At 38.8% G+C, this 23,870-nt stretch carries 26 protein-coding genes; 20 read left to right on the top strand and 6 right to left on the bottom strand.

What is annotated here, in order from left to right; all coding sequences use genetic code 11:
• Positions 1–3 precede the first annotated feature (3 nt).
• Together MOZ64_RS04130 and MOZ64_RS04125 are read left to right on the top strand one after the other, a co-directional pair.
• Positions 4–777 carry a DUF2971 domain-containing protein gene (locus MOZ64_RS04130; RefSeq protein WP_320325342.1) on the top strand — a complete coding sequence of 258 codons (774 nt, stop codon included), beginning with the start codon at positions 4–6 and terminating at the stop codon, positions 775–777.
• A gap of 1 nt (position 778) precedes the next feature.
• The gene (locus MOZ64_RS04125) at positions 779–1,894 is read left to right on the top strand and encodes a diaminopropionate ammonia-lyase (protein ID WP_320325341.1); all 1,116 of its coding nucleotides are present in this window, start codon (positions 779–781) and stop codon (positions 1,892–1,894) included.
• Here the strand turns inward: MOZ64_RS04125 and MOZ64_RS04120 are convergent.
• Positions 1,883–2,320: a hypothetical protein gene (locus MOZ64_RS04120; RefSeq protein WP_320325340.1), complete on the bottom strand. Its 438-nt coding sequence runs from the start codon at positions 2,318–2,320 to the stop codon at positions 1,883–1,885. The two genes, MOZ64_RS04125 and MOZ64_RS04120, sit on opposite strands and share 12 nt — an antisense overlap.
• 126 nt (positions 2,321–2,446) lie before the next feature.
• On the opposite strand from MOZ64_RS04120, the gene MOZ64_RS04115 reads away from it, so the two are divergent.
• The 12 genes from MOZ64_RS04115 (at position 2,447) to MOZ64_RS04060 (ending at position 14,008) form a co-directional block, all read left to right on the top strand.
• The gene (locus MOZ64_RS04115; RefSeq protein WP_320325339.1) at positions 2,447–3,055 is read left to right on the top strand and encodes a 4Fe-4S binding protein; all 609 of its coding nucleotides are present in this window, start codon (positions 2,447–2,449) and stop codon (positions 3,053–3,055) included.
• 2 nt (positions 3,056–3,057) lie between these two features.
• Positions 3,058–4,563: an ABC transporter permease/substrate-binding protein gene (locus MOZ64_RS04110; RefSeq protein WP_320325338.1), complete on the top strand. Its 1,506-nt coding sequence runs from the start codon at positions 3,058–3,060 to the stop codon at positions 4,561–4,563.
• Complete coding sequence (locus tag MOZ64_RS04105; RefSeq protein ID WP_320325337.1) at positions 4,560–5,321, top strand: ATP-binding cassette domain-containing protein; 762 nt, start codon at positions 4,560–4,562, stop codon at positions 5,319–5,321. The genes MOZ64_RS04110 and MOZ64_RS04105 overlap by 4 nt, the downstream gene beginning before the upstream one ends.
• 13 nt (positions 5,322–5,334) lie before the next feature.
• Positions 5,335–5,778: an Rrf2 family transcriptional regulator gene (locus MOZ64_RS04100; RefSeq protein ID WP_320325336.1), complete on the top strand. Its 444-nt coding sequence runs from the start codon at positions 5,335–5,337 to the stop codon at positions 5,776–5,778.
• A gap of 51 nt (positions 5,779–5,829) precedes the next feature.
• On the top strand, positions 5,830–6,327 hold the full coding sequence (locus MOZ64_RS04095; protein ID WP_320325335.1) for an HD domain-containing protein: 498 nt from the start codon (positions 5,830–5,832) through the stop codon (positions 6,325–6,327).
• Positions 6,327–7,226 (top strand): tetratricopeptide repeat protein, encoded by a 900-nt coding sequence (locus tag MOZ64_RS04090; protein ID WP_320325334.1) that lies wholly within the window; start codon positions 6,327–6,329, stop codon positions 7,224–7,226. Before MOZ64_RS04095 ends, MOZ64_RS04090 begins: the two co-directional genes overlap by 1 nt.
• Before the next feature lie 106 nt (positions 7,227–7,332).
• Entirely contained in the window at positions 7,333–8,688 is a 1,356-nt protein-coding gene (locus MOZ64_RS04085) for an aspartate aminotransferase family protein (RefSeq protein ID WP_320325333.1), read from the top strand.
• Positions 8,669–9,223 carry a helix-turn-helix domain-containing protein gene (locus MOZ64_RS04080; RefSeq protein WP_320325332.1) on the top strand — a complete coding sequence of 185 codons (555 nt, stop codon included), beginning with the start codon at positions 8,669–8,671 and terminating at the stop codon, positions 9,221–9,223. Before MOZ64_RS04085 ends, MOZ64_RS04080 begins: the two co-directional genes overlap by 20 nt.
• Positions 9,224–9,469: 246 nt before the next feature.
• Positions 9,470–10,699 carry an aspartate aminotransferase family protein gene (locus MOZ64_RS04075; protein ID WP_320325331.1) on the top strand — a complete coding sequence of 410 codons (1,230 nt, stop codon included), beginning with the start codon at positions 9,470–9,472 and terminating at the stop codon, positions 10,697–10,699.
• 45 nt (positions 10,700–10,744) lie between these two features.
• Positions 10,745–11,359 carry a cytidylate kinase-like family protein gene (locus MOZ64_RS04070; RefSeq protein WP_320325330.1) on the top strand — a complete coding sequence of 205 codons (615 nt, stop codon included), beginning with the start codon at positions 10,745–10,747 and terminating at the stop codon, positions 11,357–11,359.
• 1 nt (position 11,360) lies between these two features.
• Entirely contained in the window at positions 11,361–12,893 is a 1,533-nt protein-coding gene (locus MOZ64_RS04065) for an APC family permease (RefSeq protein ID WP_320325329.1), read from the top strand.
• Positions 12,893–14,008 (top strand): iron-containing alcohol dehydrogenase, encoded by a 1,116-nt coding sequence (locus tag MOZ64_RS04060; protein ID WP_320325328.1) that lies wholly within the window; start codon positions 12,893–12,895, stop codon positions 14,006–14,008. Before MOZ64_RS04065 ends, MOZ64_RS04060 begins: the two co-directional genes overlap by 1 nt.
• A 100-nt stretch (positions 14,009–14,108) precedes the next feature.
• Here the strand turns inward: MOZ64_RS04060 and MOZ64_RS04055 are convergent, their stop codons facing one another.
• Positions 14,109–15,155, bottom strand: a complete 1,047-nt coding sequence (locus MOZ64_RS04055) for a hypothetical protein (protein ID WP_320325327.1) — start codon at positions 15,153–15,155, stop codon at positions 14,109–14,111.
• A gap of 97 nt (positions 15,156–15,252) precedes the next feature.
• Here MOZ64_RS04055 and MOZ64_RS04050 point away from each other — a divergent pair, with 97 nt between their 5' ends.
• Together MOZ64_RS04050 and MOZ64_RS04045 are read left to right on the top strand one after the other, a co-directional pair.
• The gene (locus MOZ64_RS04050) at positions 15,253–15,822 is read left to right on the top strand and encodes a xanthine phosphoribosyltransferase (protein WP_320325326.1); all 570 of its coding nucleotides are present in this window, start codon (positions 15,253–15,255) and stop codon (positions 15,820–15,822) included.
• Between the two features lie 64 nt (positions 15,823–15,886).
• Positions 15,887–17,161, top strand: coding sequence for a glutamate-cysteine ligase family protein (locus tag MOZ64_RS04045; RefSeq protein ID WP_320325325.1), 1,275 nt, complete (start codon positions 15,887–15,889; stop codon positions 17,159–17,161).
• Here the strand turns inward: MOZ64_RS04045 and MOZ64_RS04040 are convergent, their stop codons facing one another.
• Genes MOZ64_RS04040 through asrA form a run of 4 tightly spaced genes read right to left on the bottom strand, consistent with a single transcriptional unit; the run spans position 17,162 to position 20,656 of the window.
• Positions 17,162–17,797, bottom strand: a complete 636-nt coding sequence (locus MOZ64_RS04040) for a Crp/Fnr family transcriptional regulator (protein WP_320325324.1) — start codon at positions 17,795–17,797, stop codon at positions 17,162–17,164.
• Positions 17,798–17,836: 39 nt separating this feature from the next.
• Positions 17,837–18,847 (bottom strand): sulfite reductase subunit C, encoded by a 1,011-nt coding sequence (gene asrC, locus MOZ64_RS04035; RefSeq protein ID WP_320325323.1) that lies wholly within the window; start codon positions 18,845–18,847, stop codon positions 17,837–17,839.
• Between the two features lie 8 nt (positions 18,848–18,855).
• Positions 18,856–19,644 carry an anaerobic sulfite reductase subunit AsrB gene (gene asrB / locus MOZ64_RS04030; protein ID WP_320325322.1) on the bottom strand — a complete coding sequence of 263 codons (789 nt, stop codon included), beginning with the start codon at positions 19,642–19,644 and terminating at the stop codon, positions 18,856–18,858.
• Positions 19,637–20,656: an anaerobic sulfite reductase subunit AsrA gene (gene asrA, locus MOZ64_RS04025; protein ID WP_320325321.1), complete on the bottom strand. Its 1,020-nt coding sequence runs from the start codon at positions 20,654–20,656 to the stop codon at positions 19,637–19,639. Before asrA ends, asrB begins: the two co-directional genes overlap by 8 nt.
• 122 nt (positions 20,657–20,778) lie before the next feature.
• Here asrA and MOZ64_RS04020 point away from each other — a divergent pair, with 122 nt between their 5' ends.
• From MOZ64_RS04020 to MOZ64_RS04005, 4 genes are read left to right on the top strand one after another with little or no spacing between them, the layout of a single operon-like run.
• A complete protein-coding gene (locus MOZ64_RS04020; protein WP_320325320.1) occupies positions 20,779–21,459 on the top strand; it encodes a Crp/Fnr family transcriptional regulator in 681 nt (226 codons plus the stop codon).
• Positions 21,456–22,109: a B3/B4 domain-containing protein gene (locus MOZ64_RS04015; protein WP_320325319.1), complete on the top strand. Its 654-nt coding sequence runs from the start codon at positions 21,456–21,458 to the stop codon at positions 22,107–22,109. Before MOZ64_RS04020 ends, MOZ64_RS04015 begins: the two co-directional genes overlap by 4 nt.
• Positions 22,088–22,612 (top strand): SOS response-associated peptidase, encoded by a 525-nt coding sequence (locus tag MOZ64_RS04010; protein WP_320325318.1) that lies wholly within the window; start codon positions 22,088–22,090, stop codon positions 22,610–22,612. The genes MOZ64_RS04015 and MOZ64_RS04010 overlap by 22 nt, the downstream gene beginning before the upstream one ends.
• Before the next feature lie 11 nt (positions 22,613–22,623).
• Positions 22,624–23,805: a CobW family GTP-binding protein gene (locus tag MOZ64_RS04005; protein WP_320325317.1), complete on the top strand. Its 1,182-nt coding sequence runs from the start codon at positions 22,624–22,626 to the stop codon at positions 23,803–23,805.
• Positions 23,806–23,870 lie beyond the last annotated feature (65 nt).

Genomic DNA, 23,870 nt, shown 5'->3' with positions numbered 1-23,870 from the left:
GTTATGGAACTTAAAATTAAACACATCCCAAAGAAAGACAATTTATATCATTACACAAAATGCAGCAGCTTAAAGAGCATTTTGGCAACCAAAATTCTATATGCAACCAAAAGTAGTTTTCTCAATGACACCAATGAAATGGATTATATTACACATGTGACCAAAGAAGTCATTGATGAATTACCCGATTCGAGTCTACAAGAATTGTTATTATCCGAAGTCGTGAATACGATTGAAGAATCCAAACGACATGATACATTTGTTTGTTCTTTTTCTACCGATAAAGATAGTATTACGCTTTGGTCCGAATTCGGTGACAATACCGGTTATAATGTCGCTTTTCGAGCCGATGAATTGCTGAGCCAGATCCAAAAGAAACAAGACATATTTTATCATGGCCACGTCATTTATACGCGAGAAGTGCAAAAACATTTGATTGAAGAATTGTTTGCCAATGTAAAAAAAGACGACGATTTTACTTTGTTGAAACGAAAATTAAATACGTATGCACTTTTCTTTAAACAAGAAGAATTTGCGGCAGAAAAAGAATATCGAATCGTTTTCCGAAACCCGCATAAACAAAAAATATTATTTCGTGAAAAAGAAGGCTTTTTATTGCCTTATATCGAGATTCAGTTAGATACTTTACCGATTGATTGTGTGACCGTGGCTCCCAAAAATCATGTGGATCTCGCAAAAAAAGGCATGGCTCAATATTTAGAATCACTGGGCTATGATGTGGATGTTGATTTATCCAAATTAAAATTGAGGTATTAACATGCAGCAATTTATCAATACAAATAGGAAAGAAATTCCACCAACATTTTCTCAAGATGCCATTTCCTTTCATCGACAACTACCCAATTACATCCCTACACCATTGGTGGATTGGCAAGTTTATGCAAGTCAACATCATTTGAAAAATCTCTTTATTAAAGATGAATCCCAACGGTTGGGCTTAAAAAGCTTTAAGGGATTGGGCACCAGTTATGCGATGTTTCGCATTTTATGCGAACGAAATCATTTGGATCCACAAACTACATCATTGGCAAAACTGCGGACAATGGATCATTCGAAAGTGACCTTTGTGTGTGCAAGCCATGGAAATCAGGGGGTTGCTATGGCTTGGGCAACTTCATTATTTGGCTGTTCGTCCTATCTTTTGATCCCAAAAGGATCCAGCAAGATCTATCAAAATCAGATAAAAAGAAAGAATGTACAAGTGGTGATAACCGATGGTTCCTATGATCAAGCCATCCAAAAAGCAAGGGCATGGGCCAAAGATAACGATGGGATCTTGCTACAAGATATAGCTTGGGATGGGTACACCAAAATTCCAACTTGGATCATTGAAGGATATCTGACCATGGCCAAAGAGATCCAACAACAAATTTCTACGACACCTACACATATTTTCTTACAAGCGGGAACCGGTGCCATGGCCGGTGGCATGATCGATGCTTTTCATCACATGTATCCTAAGGCCCAATTGATTATTGTACAGCCCATAAGCTCACCTTGTTTATATGTTTCTATGGAACAAACAAAAAGATCATCGGTAGTATGTCAACCGACGATCATGACGCATCTCAATCGAGGTATCCCTTGTTTGATCACGTGGCCCATCATCCAAAAACAAGTAAATTGTATTTGTATATGTGAAGATGATGCAGCTATTCGGGGCATGCATGTGTTGAAAACCAATGATATCATTTCGGGTCCATCCGGCGCTTTGACCATGGGATTGGTGGATCAAATCGTAAAAAGTGATGCATTGCGAAATCAATTTCAAATTCAACAAGATGCTTCGATCCTTTTAATCAATACGGAAGGGGATACCGACCCTTTCTTGTATCAAAGCATGGTCGGGGAAGATCGGTGTCTAATTATATAGTTTTTCTTGAATGGCTTTTAAGTCTTCTACAAACATCGACCATCCTTGGTATTTCACGAGATGGTGCATCAAATCACTATTGGCGATGGTTTCATACCACATCTCAATGGTTGATTCATTTAAGTCCGGATCCACACCGTGGATCTTGGTTTTTTGTTTGTCAATTTTTTTGGAGTAGTCATCGATCAATTGATCAATTTGTTCTTTTTTGTCAATTTTCTTTAATCCCTTTAAACATAATTCTTGCGCTTCCATCTCATAGGTATTCCAAGAAATCAATGTGGCATAGAAAGGGATATCTTTAAATTTTTCTTTTTCAATCAACTTATTCAATTTTTTTTGATAGTCTTGAATCAATTTCTTTTTTTGTTTGATAGCCGACTTATAGTAGGCAATATAGGTCTCGATCTCTCTCTTTGTTTTCATGGCTTTACTATATCATCCATTCCAAGAAAATCGGGTTTCTTTACAAAGATTTTAAATGTAATAATAATATTGACGATATAAATGAAATAATATATATTACAAATGTAGAAATCAGGAGGAAACCATATGAATGCACAAGCATGTCTACAAATGTTAAGAATGATCAAAGATGTATCTTTTGCATCGGTTGATAAAGAAGGAATGCCGCATAATCGTATGATTGATGTGATGTTAATTGAAGATAAAAAGTTGTATTTTTGTACAGCACGCGGAAAGGATTTTTATGATCAAATTACCCAGAATCCACATATTGCGATAACCGGTTTGAATACCGATTTTCAAATGATTCGCTTACATGGAAAAGTCAAACAATTAAACAATCCGAAAGTTTGGATCGATCGTATTTTTGAAGCCAATCCAGTCATGAATGATGTCTATCCAGGAGATTCTCGTTATATTTTGGAACCTTTTGTGGTGGATAATGGCCAAATCGAATTTTTTGATCTCGGAAAACATCCAATTGATCGTCAAAGTTTTCGTTTGGATCAAGAAGTTGTCCAACAACATGGTTTTCTGATTTCCGATGCTTGTATTGGTTGTAGGACATGCATGCGAAATTGTCCGCAACAATGCATTCAATCGGGAACTCCCTATTTCATTGAACAAGATCACTGTCTGCATTGTGGTTTGTGCTATGAAAATTGTCCAGTACATGCCATCGATCGTAGAGGTTGATCATGATTTCCTTATTGATCAATCGATGGGATTTCTTTTCCGGATTATTGATGGAACACATTGAAATTTCTTTGATTGCGATCTTGATTGCGATTGTTTTTGGTGGTCTAGTAGGCATCTTGATCAGTGAATTTCAAAAGAGTGCCAAACCGACATTGAATACGATCAATTTTCTTTATACGATTCCATCCATTTCGATGTTGGGTTTTTTGATTCCATTTTCAGGTATTGGCAATGCTACCGCTATCATCGCTTTGACAATTTATGCTTTGTTGCCCATGGTTCGCAATACCTATACAGGTCTTACAACCATTGATCCGGTCCTTATCCAAGCCGCCACCGGTATGGGTTCGACACGGTTTCAAACCTTATGGAAAGTAAAGCTTCCCTTAGCGATGCCAGTCATTTTATCAGGCATTCGAAATATGGTCACGATGACCATTGCTCTGGGAGGTATTGCTTCTTTTATTGGTGCTGGAGGATTGGGAGTTGCCATTTATCGAGGTATTACCACAAATAATGCAGCAATGACCTTAGCAGGGAGCTTGTTGATTGCCGGATTGGCCTTGTTGGCGGATGGTATTTTATCCATCGTTGAAAAACGATGGAAACAACATAAGAAAAATAAACCGATGTGGATCACGGTTTTCGTAGTTTGTGGTATATTTATTACCAATTTGTTTGTTCCTTTTCAACAAGACACCATTCATATTGCGACAAAACCAATGACGGAAGAATATATCATCGGTGAAATGTTGAAAATCTTGATTGAAGAAGATACAAATTTGAAAGTGGAAATCACACAGGGAGTAGGTGGCGGAACATCCAATATCCAACCCGGTATGGAAAAAGGCGACTTTGATTTGTATCCAGAATATACCGGTACCGCTTGGAATATGGTGCTAAAAAGGAAGGGAACGTATTCAGAGAAGTTATTCTACCAATTGGAACAGGCCTATGACAAAAAATATGATATGTCTTGGGTTGGTATGTATGGGTTTAATAATACCTTTGGTTTGGTTGTTCGAAAAGAGATTGCCAAACAATATGGTCTGCATACATATTCTGATCTAGCGAAGGTATCGGATCAATTGATCTTTGGTGCTGAATATGATTTCTTTGAACGTGAAGATGGCTATGATGCATTGTGTAAGACCTATGGTTTCCATTTTGCTTCTACAAAAGATATGGATATTGGCTTAAAGTATCAAGCTATCAATGACAAACAAATCGATGTGATGAATATTTTTACAACGGATGGGCAGCTTTCAAAAGCTGATGTGGTCGTATTAAAAGACGATAAACATTTTTATCCTTCCTATCAATGCGGAAATGTTGTCCGCAATGAAGTTTTACGGAAACACCCTGAATTGCGTCATGTTCTGAAAAAATTAAATAACACGATCAGTGATACTGACATGGCAAAAATGAATGATCAAGTAGAAACACAAAAGAAAGAACCGAAAGCAGTAGCCAAGGCATTTCTAGAAAGGGAACATATCCAATGAATCCAGTAATTGAAATGAAGCATGTCAAAAAAATGTATGATCAAAATCGGATCATTGATGATTTAAATGTATCGATCAATCAAAGTGAATTTGTGACTATCGTCGGTTTATCAGGATGTGGTAAAACAACGCTGTTAAAAATGGTCAATGGCTTGATTTTGCCTACTTCTGGTGATATTTTTGTGAATGGAAAAAATATTAAAGATGTTGATTTGATTCAATTACGTCGTCATATTGGATATGCGATCCAAGGGAGTGTTTTATTTCCACATATGACGGTGCGAGAAAATATTGCGTATGTACCGAGCCTGAAAAATAAAAGGAATAAACAAGCAACCAAAGATGCTGTACAAAAATCGATGGATATCGTGGGGTTGGATAAATCGATGATGGATCGTTATCCCTATGAATTATCGGGTGGTCAGCAACAGCGTGTCGGCATTGCCCGAGCCCTGGCAGCGAGTCCAGATATTCTATTGATGGATGAACCATTTGGCGCTGTGGATGCGATCACGCGTTCACAACTACAAAAGGAAATCAAACAAATCCATCAGAAGACGGGGATCACGATTTTATTTGTGACCCATGATATTGAGGAAGCATTGCTATTGGGCACAAAAGTGTTGGTCATGGATCATGGAAAAATCATTCAATTTGATCGTCCCCAGGAATTGATCGATCATCCAGCAAATGATTTTGTGGCTACTTTGGTTGATCGACAGCGATATCCTATGTTGCATTCAGATCAAAACATATAAAAGGAGAACAAACATGCAAATCACAAGTAAGTTTACGATTGCGATACATATTTTAGCGGCTATTGATACATTTCATGGAAGTGTACCTGTAAATAGTAGCTTTTTAGCCAAAAGTATCGGGGCTAATCCTGTGATCGTGCGTGGTGTGATGTCCAATCTGAAAAAAGCGGGTATCATCATGAGCCATCGTGGCAAGAATGATGTCACCATTGAAAAACCGCTGGATCAAGTGACTTTTTTTGATATTTATACAGCTGTAAATGCCGGTGAAAAAGAAATCTTTCATTTCCATGAAAATCCCAATCCAGAATGTCCGGTAGGACGAAATATCCATAAGGTCTTAGATGGACAATTGATACAAATACAAAAAGATTTTGAGAAGGAGTTAAGATCCTATAAAGTATCGGATGTGATTCAAAATTTACATCAGGTTTTAGATCAAGAAAAACAAGCATAGCCCTTTCAATCCAGTGTTGTTGAAATAGATCGATACAGGTATAATAAATATATGAATGTAGCAGAAATTTTTGAAAAAATGATCAATTATTCGGATCATAATTTACATGATATTGCCCATTTGACAAAGGTTTGGGCCTATGCCAAAACCATTGGAGAATTGGAAAATTTGGATGAAGATACACAATTTATTGTAGAAGTAGCGTCCATCGTCCACGATATTGCTTGTCCTCTATGTCGTGAGAAATATGGGAATACAGCCGGTACGTATCAAGAAAAAGAAGGTATGCCACTCACCTATGAATTTTTACAAGATACGGGCTGCACTAAGGAACAAGTAGAGCGTATTGTATATTTAGTTGGACATCATCATACATTTACACATATTGATGGCTTGGATTATCAGATTCTTGTCGAAGCTGATTTTTTGGTGAATGCGGATGAGAGCCACTATGATGCGCAGACTCGTAAAGCTTTTTATCAAAAGGTTTTCCGAACAAGAGCGGGAAAGCAATTATTCAAGGATATGTATGAAATCGAGGATCAATGATGTCAAGAGATACGGAGGCAGCAATACGCGCACTGAATGCATGGTTAGACCAGCACGAAGATGAAATCAAAGATGACGATGTAGATGAATTGTTACAACAATTTTTGGAAGAATATAATGCGGGCGAATATGAACAAGATAAGGACCAAGCCTATGATCTATTTGATCAAGCCATGGAACAGGAAAACGCTCAAGAAGCAAAAAAACTGCTTCAACAAGCCATCGAATTGAATCCTGATTTATTAGATGCGAAAACCGAATTGGTTTCGCTTCAGTATGATGATCCCATTGACCGGATTCATCAATGGACCAATCTTTTAAATGAAGAAAAAGAAAAGTTGAAAGCCAATGGTTATTTTGATGAAGAAAATCAGGGCGAATTTTGGATGATTTTTGAAACACGTCCATATATGCGTACTTTATATACGTTGGCAAGACAATATTTAGATATGCATTCGTATACGATGGCGATTGGTATTTTACAAGATTTGATAGAACTGGATGAAAACGATCATCTAGGTGCTCGATTTGATCTGGCTGGATGTTATATGATGATGGAAGATGCGGAGGATTTAGATCATTTGATTGATCTGTATGATGCATCCGAAAATGTGGCTATGCTCTTTTTTGAAGCGATTACGGCATATCGTGTTGGCAATTACCATCAAGCACGTAAATACATCTTAGAATTGGATGATAAGATTCCTGAGTTTGAAAATTTTGTGTCGGGTGATTTGGAGGAAGACGACATCGATCTACAGAGTGGAATGTATCAACCCGGAACAATCGAAGAAGTGATGTTCAACATGATGCCATTTATTATTGTTTTGGAAAATGAGCCATTGATTCTTTTTATGAATCAATGTTTGGCGAAAGTCGATGATTCCCCGCTAAATTAACTTGTAAAAATGTCAGTTTTGTATATAATAGTAAACAAATAAATGCATGCCAAAGAGGGTATATGGTTTTTCCATATGCTCTTTTTTGCGTTTGAGGAGGTAGTATATGTTAAAAGATGCTTTACCAGAAATCAAAACAGAGACATTGCCTGGTCCCAAAGCACAAGCTATCCTGAATCGTCGTCATAAAATAGTTCCAAATGCGATTGGGTGTGTGTATCCATGTGTTATTTCTCGCGGGCAAGGTGCTATGATCGAAGATGTAGATGGCAATCGCTTCTTAGATTGGGTTGGCGGTGTTGGTGTTTTAAATATAGGTTATTCCCAACCTGAAGTCGTAGAAGCCGTAAAAAATCAAGCCGATCAATATTTTCACTCGATGATGAATGTCACCACGCATGAAGGCTATATATCTTTAGCTGAAAAACTATGTGAAATTGCCCCTGTCAAAGGGAAAGAAAAAAAAGCATTCTTTGCGAATTCAGGAGCGGAGGCCGATGAAAATGCGGTTAAAATTGCGAAGGCATTCACCAAACGTCCCAATGTGATCGTCTTTTCTGGAGCTTTTCATGGTCGTACTTTGATGACCATGGCCATGACATCAAAAAAAGCCTATGCGGTTGATATGGGCCCTTTCCCAGATGGGGTATATCGTGCCAAATTCCCTTATTATTATCGTTGTCCTGAAGGTATGCCGGAAGAAGATTTATTAGATTATTATATTGATTCGATCAAAGAAGTGTTTGAAGAATGCGGAGCAGCCAATACGATTGCGGCCATGGTCGTTGAACCCCTGCAAGGAGAGGGTGGCTTTATTCCAGCGCCATTGGAATGGATCCAAGCTGTTCGTCGCATTTGTGATGAAAATGGTATCTTATTGGTAGCGGACGAAGTTCAATCTGGTTTTTGCCGTACGGGAAAGATGTTTGCGAGTGAATATTGGCAAGAAGTCGGTGTACAACCGGATATTATTGCGAGTGCAAAATCAATTGCGGGTGGGGTACCCCTTTCAGCCATTATTGCTCGAAAAGAAATTATGGATGCACCGGCCCCAGGCACAATTGGTGGAACTTTTTGTGGAAATGCGTTGGCTTGTGCCGCTGCTCTAAAAGTTATCGAAGTAATGGAACGTGATCATTTAGCGGATCGTTCTCTGAAAATAGGTCAAAAAGTAGTGGATCGTTATCATCAAATGCAGAAAAAATATCCTTGCGTGGGTGATGTGCGTGGTCTTGGTGGAATGGTTGGGATTGAATTTGTGAAAGATGGAAAAGAGCCAGATCCGGAATTGACAAAAACAATCATTCAGTATTGTGCCTATCATGGCTTGTTAGTGGAAGGAGCAGGCACGTATAATAATGTCATTCGTTTCTTGGCGCCATTGGTCATGACTGATGCGCAACTGGAAGCCGGACTCGATATTATGGAGCAAGCCATTGTCTATGGATTACATCAGTCATAATATATCAACCAATTTAAAGCGCATTCGACAAGCACGAAATTTGAGCCTAGATGTGATTGCCGAACAAACCGGTGTAAGCAAGAGCATGCTTTCGCAGATTGAACGGGGCAGTGCCAATCCCTCGATTGGTGTCTTAGCTAAAATTACCAGTGGCATGCGCATTGAATTTGAGGATTTGATTCGTACACCCGCTTATGATACCTTCCTCGTGCATGTGAAAGATACAGTGCCAACCAAGGACGTTGATGGACAATACAAAGTTTGGACGTGTTTTCCATTTCAGGATAATCATCAGATGGAAATATATCGAATCGAAATCTTACCAGGGAATTGTTATGAAGCGGGTAGTCATGGCACACATACCAGAGAATATATTACAATGTTGGAAGGTAATCTGGAAATCAAGGTAGGTGGGAAGGCGTATCAAATGTGTAAGGGTGACGTATTCCGTTTTGAATCGGATCAGTTTCATATCTATACGAACATAGGCAAAGATACATGTGTATTTATGTCGTTCTTTGCAGACTATTCATAAATGCAGGAAATGTTATATTTCCTGTTTTTTTATGGCCGGATCTTTAAAATGATCCAGTATACGCTAATTTTTGTGTACAATATATTGTTTGAAAATGAATGAAAAATTGTAAAAATATTACTGAAAATGGGTATTGAAAATGAAAAAAGCTTATGCTAAAGTATGGTTGTACAAAATAAAAGACAAAGCAAAGGCGCTATTCATTTGGATGGATAGCGCTTTTTTGCTGCTTAGGAGGAGCAAACAATGAAACTGAAAGACACTGGACTCACATTTGAAGACATTAAGGCAAAGGTCAACAAGTACATGATCGAAACGTATGAACGTTTTGATTTCTTAGCAGAAACCGCCAAAGATCAGTACATGTATGATGAAAATGGGACACCATACTTAGACTTCTATGCCGGTATCGCAGTAAACTCGGCTGGTAACTGTAATGAAAAAGTTGTGGCTGCTATTCAAGATCAATGTAAAGATATCATGCAGACATTTAACTATCCGTATACGATTCCTCAAGCTTTATTAGCCGAAAAAGTTTGTGAAACCATTGGTATGGATAAGATTTTCTTCCAAAACTCAGGTACGGAAGCCAATGAAGCCATGATCAAGATGGCTCGTAAATATGGAATCGAACATTATGGACCGAACCGTTATCATATCGTAACCGCCAAAAATGGTTTCCATGGTCGTACATTTGGTGCCATGTCCGCGACGGGACAACCTGGTAATGGATGTCAAGTTGGATTTGGACCAATGACCTATGGATTCTCTTATGCTCCATATAATGATTTGGATGCATTCAAGGATGCATGCAACGAAAATACCATTGCCATCATGGTTGAACCGGTTCAAGGTGAAGGTGGCGTACATCCAGCAACCAAAGAGTTCTTGACGGGATTGCGAGAATTCTGTGATGAAAAGGGCATGTTGTTGTTGATCGATGAAGTGCAAACCGGATGGTGTCGTACGGGAGCCGTGATGTCTTATATGAATTATGGTGTGAAACCCGATATCGTATCGATGGCTAAAGCCTTAGGTGGTGGCATGCCAATTGGTGCCATTTGTGCTACCGAAGAAGTGTCTACTGCATTTGATATGGGTTCGCATGGAACGACATTTGGTGGACATCCCGTATGTTGTGCCGCAGCCTTAGCGGAAGTCAATGAATTGTTAGATCGTGACTTAGCAGGTAATGCTAAGAAGATGGGAGATTATATCTGTGCTAAATTAGAAAAATTACCACATGTCGTAGAAGTTAGACATCAAGGACTATTGATTGGTGTTGAATTTGATGAAACCATCAATAGTACGGATTTGAAACATGAATGTTTACATCGTCATTTATTGACAACGGCCATTGGCCAACATATTCTTCGATTGATTCCACCACTAATCATCGATGAAAAAGATTGCGACAAAGCTGTCGAGATCATCAAAGAGAGTGTTATCGCTTTAGGCAAAGGAGCCGCTGATTAATTTCAGCGCTCCTTTGCGTCTTTTTTTTAAGAAAGGTGGAATTCTATGGAAAAAAATATCATTATTACGGTTGGTTGTGAGTATGGCTCTGGCGGACCAGAAATCGGTGAAATAATCAGTAAGGATTTTGGGATTGCTTATTATGATCGATCAATCATCGATAAGATCATTGAAGAAACCGGGATGTCTACTACATTAGTAGAGGCGGCCGAAACTGGACAAGAAGTAAAAGGTCGAAGTCGAGAATTAGAATCTTCAGCCAGTCCTACAAAGTATCAAGTTCTGACAGATCGTGTGGTTTATATTCAAACGCAGATCATCAAGAAACTTGCCGATCGTGGGCCTTGTGTATTTGTCGGTCGATGTGCTGACTATGTCTTAAAAGATCGTGAAAATGTATTAAATGTATTTGTATATGCACCTTATGATGTCCGTTTGAAAAAAGTAATCGATACATTGCATATATCCCAAGAAGCCGCCGAATATCGTGTAAAAACACAAGGTAAACAATTACATGCACGCTATGAACAAATGACGGGAACCTATCGTGGGGATCGTCACAATCGACATTTATTGATTGACAGTTCCGTACTTGGTATTGAAGAGACGGCAAAATTTATTGAAGAATTTGCCAATCGAGTGTTAGAAAAGAGGGATTGATATGCCGAACCAGAAAACATCGGATTTTGATAAAGTATTAGGTGCCTGGGATATATTAGTAATTGCCTTTGGTGCCATGATTGGTTGGGGCTGGGTTGTTTCCACCGGTGATTGGATCAATACAGGTGGTGTTCTTGGTGCTGCACTTGGATTTGTCATTGGCGGCATCATGATCTTCTTTGTTGGATTGACCTATGCTGAATTAACTGCTGCTATGCCACAATGTGGTGGTGAACATGTTTTTAGTCATAAAGCGATGGGACCCACAGGATCGTTCATTTGTACATGGGCCATTGTCTTAGGCTATGTTAGTGTAGCTTGTTTTGAAGCTTGTGCATTACCAACCATTATTACATATATTTATCCTCCATTCTTGCAAGGCTATTTATATACAGTAGCTGGATTTGATGTCTATGCCTCTTGGTTGATCGTCGCGATTGTTGTTGCATTGTTCATTATGTGGATCAATATTCGTGGTGTAAAGGCAGCTGCGAATTTACAAACGATTTTAACAGTTATCATTGGTGTTTGTGGTATCTTATTGATCGTTGCCTCTGTCTTTACGGGGCATTCTTCCAACCTGCAAGAACATTTCTTTAATAATGATATTGGTATTGTGCAATCGGTATTTCGTGTTGCTTTAGTTACCCCATTCTTTTTTATCGGTTTTGATGTAATTCCACAAGCCGCCGAAGAAATCAATGTAGATCTGAAAAAAATTGGTAAGATCTTGATCTTATCGATTGTCTTAGCTGTCCTTTTCTATGGCTTTGTTGTTTTAGCCGTTGGTTATGAATTAAATCATAATGAGATTTTACGATCCATGGCTGGAAATGGCTTGGTGACAGCCGATGCCATGTCCAAAGCTTTCCATAGTGCGATCATGGCTAAAGTACTGATCGTAGGTGGAATGTGTGGTATTGTCACCAGCTGGAATTCCTTTTTGATGGGTGGTTCTCGTGCCATGTATTCAATGGCTGAATCCTATATGATTCCTAAGAGTTTCGCTAAATTACACCCGAAATATAAAACACCAGTAAATGCTTTATATTTAATTGGCTTATTAACGGTATTGGCACCTTTTGCGGGTCGTCAAATGTTGGTGTGGATCGTGAATGCCGGAAACTTTGGATGCTGTTTAGCTTATTGTATGGTTTCAGCTTCCTTCTTGATCCTCCGTAAGACGCAACCGAATATGTCTCGTCCATATAAAGTCAAACACTATAAATTCGTTGGCATCATGGCTTGTATCATGTCAGGTTTCATGGTGGCTTGTTATTTGATTCCAGGTACCGGTGCTACCTTAGGTTTGCAAGAATGGTTGATGGCTGGTAGTTGGGTAGCTTTAGGTGGTGTTTTCTATATTCATTCGAAAATGAAATATGGTGAAAAATTTGGTTCTTTGATTGAGATCATCTCGGATTCGGATGCAGCTACATTACAAGAACCAACAGAAGAATTGGATGAAAAATTGGATCTTGCGATTGAAGCAGCCATCGCGAGTGTACTAAATGATAAGGCGGTGAAATTATAATGATGAATTTTGATTTTTATGAACCTGTCCATATTGTATTTGGCGCAGGAAAAGTTAATTCGATTGGAGACTATGCAAAAAAGTATGGGACAAAAGCTTTGATCGTAACAGGACGTAGTTCCGCCAAAAAGTCGGGTCTTTATGATCGCGTAAAGAATGCTTTGGTAGCCGAAGGAATCTCTTCCGTACTATTTGATGAAGTACGACAAAATCCCCTCACCACCACAGCACAAAAAGGTGCGGATCTTGCGAAAGAACAGGGTTGTGACATGGTGATTGCTTTGGGTGGAGGATCCATCATGGATTGTGCAAAATCCATTGCGTTTCTAGCTGTTAATGAGGGAGACATTAATGATTATATATTTGGTCGAAAAGTCAGTGATGAAGCCTTACCAATGATCTTAGTACCTACAACATGTGGTACGGGTAGTGAAGGAAATGGATTTGCGGTTTTGACAAATCCAGATACGGGAGACAAGAAAAGTTTACGAACGTCAGCCATCATTGCGAAAGTGTCAATCGTAGATCCACAATGTATGATGACCATGCCAAAGCGGGTCTTGGCATCGGTTGGTTTTGATGCTTTATGTCATTGTATGGAAGCTTATACGGCAAAGAATGCACAGCCTTTTACGGATGCTCTATCCTTAATGGGAATTCGCTATATCAAAGAAAGTCTAGTGCCATTGTATGAAGGATGCAAAGATGAAGATCTATGGGATAAAATGACATTAGCAGCAACGATTGGTGGTATGATCATTGGTCAGGCTGGTGTCACTTTAGCCCATGGCATGGAACACCCAGCCAGTGGTTTAAAAGATATTGTCCATGGACAAGGATTGGCTTGTTTGACACCCGTTGTGATTGAAGCCACAATGTGTCCAAAATATGATGATATTGCGAAAATCTTTGGCACCAATGATTTAGTACAAGCCATCAAAGACTTGATTGCTCAATTGGAATTGCCATCGAAATTGTCCGATCTAGGATTGGAAGAAAAAGATATCGAATGGATGAGCGAAAACTGTATGAAAGTTTCAGCGGGTAATTTAGTCAATACACCAGTCAAAGTCGATATCGATCTGGTTCGATCTTTATATCAAAAAGCAATGTAAAATAAAAGAGTGTCTTTGATAGGATCTCCTAAAAAATAGGGAAGCACATTTTTGTATTTGTACTTTCTACTTGACAGGGGTCGTATCATTGGCACTCTTTTTAGGATGGAATTTTATCTTTTAGACCATCTTGTTGCAACATCGATTGTAAGACGGATATATCGGCATGAATATCCATGGAAGCATCTTGACACATATCTGTATAAATATTGATAAGACCTTCATTGAGTTGATTCAAGGCGCGTTCGATATCTTGAATGGTCGTATCATTTGTGCCCAAATGGATATGCCCGGCTTCGAGTTCTTGATAGTTACCTAGTAGTTTGATCGCGGTTGGTAAATAATATTTCATCATTCGATTGGTTTTAGGTAAAACCTCAAAATGATTCGTGATATATTTTTCTATATTTGCCAAGATGATGAGCATTTTTTTACATTCTTGATCAATGTCCGTATCTTTAATTTGATTCGATAAAGAAAGAATCGTATTTCGATATGCATTCATTTGTTCCAGGAAATCTTGGATTTCTTCAGGATATGCATTTTCCGCCTTTTCTTCTTTAGGAGTTGGTGGCAAGCTTGATTTCTGATAGGCAGTATAATTTTTATAGACAATATGATGAGATGCATCAAAGTAAACTTGTTCAAACAAACCATGACTGATCATCGAACGAATATCATTTTCCGTTGATTCTTCACTTTGAGCAGCCAATTGCGAAAGTTGTTCAATGGGGATGGCTTCATTATTTTTTAGAGCATTGGCATACAAATAGAAACGATCGATGCGATTTAATTTTTGTTTCTGGTTCCACCATGTCAAACCACCAATGATCAAGAAGGCCATCCCAACCATCATGGCTTCGAGATCACCGATGCTACCTAATGCAAGGATCACACCAATGGCGGCGATGAAAATACCAAAATTTCGGGTATCGATTGCTTTCTTTTTAATTTTTTTGATTTTTCTTGGCGAATACACTGGATGTGGGGGTTCTGGTGCCAATGCTTTGGAAATCGAATTGGATACGGATTGGATCGTATTGGTTGTTGCTTTTTTGACCGACTGCATGGTATCACTCTTCAAAAATTGGTTGAGTTGATTCATTGCCGATTCAATATTTTGTTTAATTTGTTCTTCTGTACTCATACTGAAATTATAGCATAGGCATATCCAAAAAAACATTTTGTGTTCGATACAAACGCTAGTATAATTTATCCTATATCTACATGTAGGGAGGAAATCAATGGAACAGTTAAAACAACGTATTCGTAAAGATGGTCAAGTACGGAATGGTGATGTATTAAAAGTGGATAGTTTTCTAAATCATCAAATGGATATTGGTCTTTTGGATGAAATTGGTGCCGAATTTCAACGTTTATTTGCGGATGAAAACATTACCAAGATCTTAACGATCGAGGCAAGTGGCATTGCGATTGCCTGCATGGCTGCTCGACACTTTCATGTGCCGGTTGTCTTTGCCAAAAAAGCCAAAAGTCTAAATTTGGATGGGGAATTGTATACATCCAAAGTACATTCTTTTACGTATGATCGAGATTATGATATTACGGTTTCAAAAAAATTCATCCAACCTGATGATCGGATCTTGATCATTGATGATTTCATGGCCAATGGCAAAGCCATGGATGGTCTAATTGATATTTGTCACCAAGCTCATGCGCAAGTTGTTGGTATTGGCATTTGTATCGAAAAAGGCTTTCAAGGGGGTGGTGATCGATTACGCAAGAAAGGATATCGATTGGAAAGCCTTGCCATTGTTGAATCGATGGAACCAGGACATATCGTTTTTCGCTAGAATGAGGTTGCAACCCATGGAATAATATGTTAAAACATATAAAACAGATAGGAAAAGTTAAATTATGAAAGAACATATTATCCAAAAATATATGGAACCATTAAGACGACCAAAAACAGATAAAGTAGGTATTGAATTAGAATTGCCTATCGTCAATTTGAAACAAGAACCAGTTGATTTTTCCGTTGTTCATTCGATAACCCAACAATTTGTCCATGCCTTTCATCCACCAATCGTACATAGGGATGATGAGGGACAAATTGCGAATATCGAGATGGAAAATGGCGATATCCTTTCGTTTGATTGTAGTTATAATACGCTCGAGTTTTCTTTTGCACCTGAAAACAGCATGTATCGGATCAAAGATCGATTTGAAACGTATTATCACTGGTTTCAAGATCAATTCAAAAAGAATGAACATGTACTTACAGGAATGGGGATCAATCCGCATCATGCATTAAATCATAACATTCCCATTCCTACCGAAAGATATCGCATGTTGTATACCTATTTACAAGAAAATGATTTTCCATATCCCAACTATGGTTTCTTTGCGTGTGCTGCCCAAGTGCAATTGGATGCCAATATTGACGATTTTTTGATCAGTCTTCAGATCTTTCATACGATTGAGCCGTATTTAAGTGTATTGTTTGCGAATTCGATATTGGATGAGTATGTATTGGCTCGCGATTGGTTCTGGGAAGAAAGTATGCATGGTAAGAATCTTAAGAATGTAGGCGATTTTGATACGGTTCCCTCAACCATTGATGGGATGATTGATTATATTGCTTCCCAAAGCATGTATTGTGTGATAAGAGATGGCATATATCTGCATTTTGACCCCATTCCTTTTCAAGCGTATGTCCAGCAAAAACAAATCAAGGCGCGTGATTCGAAGGGAAAAGAAGTTATCATCCAACCAACCTTAGACGATATTGCCTATCTTCGTACGTTCAAATTGGATGATCTGACCTATCGAGGAACGATTGAACATCGAAGTTTATGTATGCAACCCATTCAAGAAGTATTTGGTGCATTGGCTTTTCTCGTTGGCATCGAAGCCAATAAAGAAGCTCTCATTCATTGGCAACCTTCTTTGTCTTTTTCACGATCACTTGTCAATAAAAAAGGTGGTGTCCAATCCTTGAATCAGGATAAATTGATCAAGGATTGCAAACACCTCTATGTCGTAGCCTATGAAGGTCTATGTCAACGCGGATACAACGAAGAAAAATTATTAGAGCTTGTTTCTTTCCGATTTGATACCGCAACCAGTCCTGCCCTAGAAATCATCAATCATTCCAGATCGATCGAAGATTTTATTACCATCTTTCAATGATCACTTCAAAACGAAGTGATTTTTTTTATAGTCCAGTACGCCCGCTTGTTTTAACTTGCTTAATTCTGCGGATAAAGCACTACGATCCACACCTAGATAATCAGCGAGTTCTTGCCGATTGAAAGGAATATCAAATGTATTGGTCTGATGATATTTTGCACGAGAATACAAGTACGTCATCAATTTTTCCTTGGTGGAACGTTTTGACATGATCGTTAATTTATTATTTAATACAAGATTTTTAGAGGCCAGAGAACTCAACAAATTAGAAATCAATTGGGTATCGGTTTGATTGGCCAAGATTTCTTGGGGTTGGATAAACATAATGTCGGATGCACTTACCGCTTCTACCGAAACCGGATAGGTTTTGATGTTGGCACAGGCAAAAGTTTCACCAAAAATCTGTGCGGGGCCCATTTGATTGACAATGGTTCGATTCCCATTAATATCGTTGCGAAGGACACGTACTCGTCCTTGCAGGATGATTCCCATCGTGTTGGCATCATCACCTTCCATCACGATGGTTTCGCCTTTATCATAATGTTTCTTAAAGGCATGGACTTCCTGCAATGTTTTTTCAATATCAGCTATATCGTGAAAGATATAGCAACGTTTCAATACAGCTACATCACTCATAGTTCTTATTATAAGAAAAAACTGGATGGGTATCCAGTTTTAGTCTTCCAAATTATGGCTTTTGAAATTGTTCGAAAGATTGTAGTGTTTGCCACCCCAATATGGACGTGTATTGACTTCTGCTTTTGGATTCAAGTTGACATCTTTCATGATCCATTTATAGAATTCATCAAATCCCGTGCGATCGACGATATATCCATAATGTTCTTTTCCTTCTACGGCATGTGGATCGATATATTCTTCCACATATGCATACGCATTTTGGATCATCTGCAACAAGGATTCTTCATCGCACCATTTAATAAAATCTTCCGCTAATCGTGGATTTTTCTTTCCGGTACGTCCCAACAAGACAACGCGGAAATAGTGTTCTTTGCTGCGTGTCCAAGCTCGAGTTGGACAATAATGGACACAAACACCACAACCAATACATTTATCTGGATCGCGAACGACTTTGCCGTTAACCATTTTTAAGGCACCTACCGAACGTTTTTCACAATATTTGACGCATTGTTTACAAGAAACACAACGATCTTTATTGTATTGCGGTTCCGTTTGTCCCATGATGCCCCAATCGTTCAAACGAACATGTGCACAATCGTTGGAACAACCAGTAAAAGCAATCTTGGTGTGCAGATCATTTGGGAAGATCATGCGATCGACTTTTTGGGCTAGTCCTTTGGTGTCGTAACAACCAAAAGGGCAGAGACGCGATCCTGGACAAGCAACAATGTTTCGTGTACCGGATGCATCATAACCGGCATCTCTTTGCGTTTGATTGACTTTGGTATTATCGATGATCAATTGGAGTTCTTTATTTACTTTTTCCATGTCACGCATTGAAATGGCAGGAATCTCGATACCTTGTCGATTGGTAAAGTTGATCGTACCATTGCCATACGTATTCGCAATTTCAATGACACGATGTAAGGATTCCGTATCTAACATGCCACCAGGACAACGTACACGACAAGCGGCTTCACCACGTACTTTGGAGACACGATAATTATTCTTTTTTAGTTTTTTTACATTGATATCAAGTGTTGTCATGGTACCTCCTAATCGATCAGATTTTTACTTTCCGTATAATTAAATACGGGACCATCTAAACATACATATGTACTGCCAATGCGACAATGGCCGCACTTACCTAAACCACAACACATTTTTCGCTCATTGGATACCCAGATGTTTTCTTCTTTGAAGCCTTTATCCAAAAATCCCATGATGGAAAAGCGCATCATCGGTGGGGGACCCACAACGATGGCTTTGGCTGTGGATACATCCTTTAAAGGCACTTCGGGAATGAATTTTGTGACTAAACCAATATTGCCTGTATACCCATCAGGTGCACCATCTACTGTTAAACAAAGATCTAATTTTTCATTCCATCTTTTTAGATCTGAGCGAAATAACATATCATCTGGGCTTTTGAAACCAACGATCACATGTTTGTCTTTCGCATCTTTACTATTGGCAAGCGCATCAATGACACCTCGAACGGGAGATACACCGGTACCACCAGCTACGACCAAGGTTTCCCCTTGGCTGAATAAGTCTGTGTCAAACCCATTGCCATAAGGCCCGCGCATAAAGAAATGTTGGCCAACATAGCGTTCAAATAACTCATTGGTGACACGTCCTACTTTACGAATGGTCAGATCAACGAAGTTTTCGCCAATTCCTGATACGGAGATCGGTGCTTCTCCATATTTAGGAATCGAAACTTCAAAGAATTGACCGGGTTTTACCGGACCCGTAAAGGCCATGCGAAAGGTATATTCTTTTTCGGTATGTTTGATCACAGCTAAGATTTCCGAAGGAAATGGTAAATAGGGATTATTCATTTTTAAGTTCCTCCACTGTCTTATTTAGTTTATTGATGGCGGCAGCCATTGAAATATATTCTGGACAAACATCGGTGCATCGGCCACAACCTACACACATATCATGGCCAAATCGTTGACGATGGTCATAAACCTTATGTAAGACTTTAAAACGCATACGTTCGCCTTGGTCTTTGCGGTATTGTCCACCACCGGCTACATTGGTGTATCCATCAACCATGCAGCTGGCACATACACGACGACGTTCACCCACTTTTCCATTGTCGGTGTAGTAAATATCTTGCATGGTAAAACATGTACAAGTTGGACATACAAAATTACATCGACCACAGCCGATACAACGGGTTTTATATTCATCCCACATATCGGATTTATAGATCGATAGTGGAATTTCGGTCGGCACTGTGACACGCACATCATTTTCGGTTACATATTGTGGCGTGATTGCGGTTTTTTGACTGGCATATTTATCAAACACAGCAACCATGGAAGCCTCTTTGACATCCGAATGGACATTGCCATCGATCATATCAAAAGAGAAGACATATCCATCTTTTGTTTGATTGGATCCCATATCCACACAGAAACATTCGTCATAGCTATGGGAACAACCCATTAAAACAAAATGGACATGTTGACGCATCTGTTCATAAAAATAGTCGCTTTCTTGTCCGTTGTGTAGATAGATATCGTCTTGTCGTTTCAAAGCGTGCATATCACAACTTCGTAAGAAAACTAATACATCTTTATACTCACGATTGGCTTCTTTCACTTGATCTTCAGTAAAGAAAAACAAGGTTTGTGAAAGAGGCGTTAAAATTTCTTTGAAGGCATAATCGGATTTTTTCTTCCATTCGATTTCTTTTACCGAAGATACAAAATCGTAACGTACGATATCTGTATCGGTATGGCGGCCTTCACCTACCTTGTTGACAGGCGCCCATATGCGATAGGTTGATGATAATTCATCAAGGATCGCATCAAAGCTTTCCTGACTCATAATATAGCCCATGTTCACCCTCCATGACCTTTTCAGTCTTTTCTATCTTCATTTTAATGGAGCCAATAGAAAATGAGTGTTGCCGTTGCAACGTTTATCTTAGTTTGATAAAATTTTCGCAAGAGGTGACCAACATGCATTTCGAATCCTATATCGACCCGATTCGGCAATGTCCTTTATTTGATCATATAGCGACCGAAGATCTAACGCAAATGTTGACTTGTATTGGCGCTCGTGTCGTATCGTATGCGCCAAAGATCTATATTCGGGATGAAGAAGACATCATTGAAGATGTCGGTGTTATTTTACTGGGCCACATTGATATGGTCAGTGAAGATATTTATGGACATCGAACAACTTTAGTACGTATGGGCCCCCGTGAACTGTTTGGTGAAAGCTTTGCCTTGTCCGATTCCAAACGATCAACGGTCTCATTTTTGTCAATCGAGCCCTGTACCGTTCTATATATTCCTTTACAACGTGTGTTGCATATTTGTTCCAATTCTTGTCCTTTCCACCATCGGTTGATCCAGAATATGTTTTATACTTTATCCTTGAAAAATCAACAATTGATTGAAAAATCCGCTATTGTATCCAAACCTACCTTACAAGATAAGATCTGGACGTATTTAAATTTAGAAGCCGAACATCAACAAAAGACCTATTTTGAGATTCCATTGAACCGAAACGAGTTGGCCGATTATTTATGTGCCAATCGATCCGCTCTGACTCGAGAATTAAAACATATGAAAGAAAAAGGCTTGATTGATTTTGATAAGAATACGTTTCATTTGATTAAGGAGAGAAAACAATGAAGATTACCAATGCATTAACGATACCCAATCATTTGGGTATTTTAGTCTATGATGTAGATGTAAAAGAAAGCTCAAAAAGATTGCAAGAAGCCATGCATGCAGTCATGACAAAATATGCGAATATGCAAACAAGTGATGTAACTAAGATGCCTGTTATAGCGGCTACACGAAAAGCGTATTCGACATTAGGAAAGAGTCCTTCTCGTTATCGTAATGCTGCCGAGGCCATGATTCGTCGCATCGTAAAAAAACAAGGTTTGTATCAAATCAATAATGTCGTGGATCTGAACAACCTCATGTCGATTGATTCTGGTATTTCGATTGGATCGTATATTTTGGATTCGATTGAAGGTGATATTATCTATAAACAAGCGGATGCCGATGCATACTATGCAGGCATTGGCAAAGACCAAATTCATATTGGTTCTTTACCTTGTTTGCATGATGCCATGGGTCCCTTTGGGAATCCGACCAGTGATAGTCAAAAAGCCATGGTTACAGAAGGACATCATCGAATCTTAACGGTCTTATATGGTTTTGGAGATACGATTTTACCACCTGATTCTTATGTAGATGCGTTACATACATATTGTGGAGCAACGGGGATTGAAACAAAGGAGCTAGTTGCATGTGCGGATGTTACTATTTAAGCAAAGAAGGAAAGGCCAATCTGGAGCGTCGTTTTTCCTTTATTGGTTTGCATACCAAAACGGGTGATATCTTTCCAGGACAACAAGCTTTGATCATCAAACCACAAGGCAATGAACTGGTTTGTATGCCATGGCATTGGGGAAAGGATCGTATCATCAATGCACGAAAAGAAACGATATTTACCAAGCCGATGTTTAAAGAGGCCATTTTACACCATCGGTGTGTGATTCCTGCGGATGCATTTTATGAATGGGATGCTTTGAAACAAAAAGTGAAATTTGATAGTGATAAGATGTTGTATTTGGCTGGAATTTGCATACAGGATGATTTTGTGATCATTACGCAAGATGCCAACGAAGTCGTCAAACCAATCCATGATCGAATGCCAGTTTTGGTGAACAATTTATCCATTTGGTTTTCCGATGATTTTCGAACGATTTTTTCAAGCCAATCAGTTGCATTACAATCGCATCAGGCGTATTATCAAGAACGATTATTTTAGGAGGAATGTCTATGTTGATGCCAGAAGGTTTTGAATCTTTACCGGTTGCTTTGATTACAGGGTATCTAGGTGCCGGAAAAACAACATTATTAAATCATATTCTTGAAGATCCGAAAGGACATAAAGTAGCTGTTATTGTCAATGATATTGGGGAAGTCAATATTGATGCTGGATTGATTGAAAAAGGGGGTACGGTCCAACAGGTAGATGATAGTTTGGTTCCTTTATCAAATGGTTGTATTTGTTGCACATTGAAAAACGATTTGATGGATCAATTGGTCAACTTAGCCAAGATGGATCGATTTGACTATATCATTATTGAAGCAAGTGGCATTTGTGAACCGATTCCTATTGCGCAAACGATCACCATGATGGAAGAAACAGCGGCAACACGTGGAATTCCTGAAGTTTGTCATCTGGATAATTTGATTTCGGTCGTGGATGCCAATCGCTTAGCGTATGAATTTGATTGTGGTACCGACTTTGTCGAAAACAAAGACCAATATGAAGAAGAAGAGGACATTCGTTCGTTATTGATCCAACAAATGGAATTTGCGAATATTATCGTCTTAAATAAAGTAGAATTGGTCAATGAAGAACAAAAAGCGCAGATCAAAGCAATGATCCTTGCTTTGAATCCAGGCGCTAAGATCATTGAAGCTTCTTATGGAAAAGTGGATGTGAATGAAATGTTGGATACACATAACTTTAATTTTGAAGATGCGTACTATAACGAAGGCTGGGTCAAAGCAATGCAAGAGGACGATGAAGAAGATGAACATCATCATCACCATGATGAAGGGGAACTTTTGGAATATGGTATCGAAACGTTTGTCTATACAAGTCGAAAACCATTTATGATGGATGCCTTGGAGCGTTATACGCAATCTTGGCCGGATTCTATCATTCGTGCCAAAGGCTATCTATGGTACAATATGGATCCGAATTATTTGTATGTCTTTGAACAAGCAGGTAACCAAGTTTCGACGGGTCGCGATTCTATGTGGATCGCTGCTTGTGAGCCAGAAATCCAACAACGCGAATTTGAACGCGATCCAAGCTTGAAAGAAGTTTGGGATGAAAAATATGGAGATCGTGAAAATAAGATCGTATTCATTGGTAAAGATATGGATAAACAAGCTATCATTGATGCGATGGATGCTTGTCTGACGGATGAATTTGATCCACAATAAAAACAAGGTCGAGGCCTTGTTTTTATTATGAAAAAATCCCTAAAAGAAAACTTTTAGGGATAGAA

This window comes from Absicoccus intestinalis, assembly GCF_033971885.1.
In the GTDB taxonomy this organism is placed as follows: Bacteria; Bacillota_I; Bacilli_A; order Erysipelotrichales; family Erysipelotrichaceae; genus Absicoccus; species Absicoccus intestinalis.
Note: the sequence above shows the minus strand (reverse complement) of the source record. Positions and strands in the feature narration are given on the sequence as shown.

Excerpts from the sequence above, each read along its gene's own strand:
- MOZ64_RS04100 (WP_320325336.1), top strand. The coding sequence starts at position 5,335 with ATGCAAATCACAAGTAAGTTTACGATTGCGATACATATTTTAGCGGCT.
- asrB (WP_320325322.1), bottom strand. The coding sequence starts at position 19,644 with ATGAATAATCCCTATTTACCATTTCCTTCGGAAATCTTAGCTGTGATC.
- MOZ64_RS04085 (WP_320325333.1), top strand. The coding sequence starts at position 7,333 with ATGTTAAAAGATGCTTTACCAGAAATCAAAACAGAGACATTGCCTGGT.
- MOZ64_RS04015 (WP_320325319.1), top strand. The coding sequence starts at position 21,456 with ATGAAGATTACCAATGCATTAACGATACCCAATCATTTGGGTATTTTA.
- MOZ64_RS04010 (WP_320325318.1), top strand. The coding sequence starts at position 22,088 with ATGTGCGGATGTTACTATTTAAGCAAAGAAGGAAAGGCCAATCTGGAG.
- MOZ64_RS04065 (WP_320325329.1), top strand. The coding sequence starts at position 11,361 with ATGCCGAACCAGAAAACATCGGATTTTGATAAAGTATTAGGTGCCTGG.
- MOZ64_RS04040 (WP_320325324.1), bottom strand. The coding sequence starts at position 17,797 with ATGAGTGATGTAGCTGTATTGAAACGTTGCTATATCTTTCACGATATA.
- MOZ64_RS04045 (WP_320325325.1), top strand. The coding sequence starts at position 15,887 with ATGAAAGAACATATTATCCAAAAATATATGGAACCATTAAGACGACCA.
- MOZ64_RS04070 (WP_320325330.1), top strand. The coding sequence starts at position 10,745 with ATGGAAAAAAATATCATTATTACGGTTGGTTGTGAGTATGGCTCTGGC.
- MOZ64_RS04090 (WP_320325334.1), top strand. The coding sequence starts at position 6,327 with ATGTCAAGAGATACGGAGGCAGCAATACGCGCACTGAATGCATGGTTA.
- MOZ64_RS04080 (WP_320325332.1), top strand. The coding sequence starts at position 8,669 with ATGGATTACATCAGTCATAATATATCAACCAATTTAAAGCGCATTCGA.
- MOZ64_RS04130 (WP_320325342.1), top strand. The coding sequence starts at position 4 with ATGGAACTTAAAATTAAACACATCCCAAAGAAAGACAATTTATATCAT.
- MOZ64_RS04050 (WP_320325326.1), top strand. The coding sequence starts at position 15,253 with ATGGAACAGTTAAAACAACGTATTCGTAAAGATGGTCAAGTACGGAAT.
- MOZ64_RS04005 (WP_320325317.1), top strand. The coding sequence starts at position 22,624 with ATGTTGATGCCAGAAGGTTTTGAATCTTTACCGGTTGCTTTGATTACA.
- asrC (WP_320325323.1), bottom strand. The coding sequence starts at position 18,847 with ATGACAACACTTGATATCAATGTAAAAAAACTAAAAAAGAATAATTAT.
- MOZ64_RS04105 (WP_320325337.1), top strand. The coding sequence starts at position 4,560 with ATGAATCCAGTAATTGAAATGAAGCATGTCAAAAAAATGTATGATCAA.
- asrA (WP_320325321.1), bottom strand. The coding sequence starts at position 20,656 with ATGGGCTATATTATGAGTCAGGAAAGCTTTGATGCGATCCTTGATGAA.
- MOZ64_RS04060 (WP_320325328.1), top strand. The coding sequence starts at position 12,893 with ATGATGAATTTTGATTTTTATGAACCTGTCCATATTGTATTTGGCGCA.
- MOZ64_RS04020 (WP_320325320.1), top strand. The coding sequence starts at position 20,779 with ATGCATTTCGAATCCTATATCGACCCGATTCGGCAATGTCCTTTATTT.
- MOZ64_RS04125 (WP_320325341.1), top strand. The coding sequence starts at position 779 with ATGCAGCAATTTATCAATACAAATAGGAAAGAAATTCCACCAACATTT.
- MOZ64_RS04115 (WP_320325339.1), top strand. The coding sequence starts at position 2,447 with ATGAATGCACAAGCATGTCTACAAATGTTAAGAATGATCAAAGATGTA.
- MOZ64_RS04095 (WP_320325335.1), top strand. The coding sequence starts at position 5,830 with ATGAATGTAGCAGAAATTTTTGAAAAAATGATCAATTATTCGGATCAT.
- MOZ64_RS04055 (WP_320325327.1), bottom strand. The coding sequence starts at position 15,155 with ATGAGTACAGAAGAACAAATTAAACAAAATATTGAATCGGCAATGAAT.
- MOZ64_RS04110 (WP_320325338.1), top strand. The coding sequence starts at position 3,058 with ATGATTTCCTTATTGATCAATCGATGGGATTTCTTTTCCGGATTATTG.
- MOZ64_RS04120 (WP_320325340.1), bottom strand. The coding sequence starts at position 2,320 with ATGAAAACAAAGAGAGAGATCGAGACCTATATTGCCTACTATAAGTCG.
- MOZ64_RS04075 (WP_320325331.1), top strand. The coding sequence starts at position 9,470 with ATGAAACTGAAAGACACTGGACTCACATTTGAAGACATTAAGGCAAAG.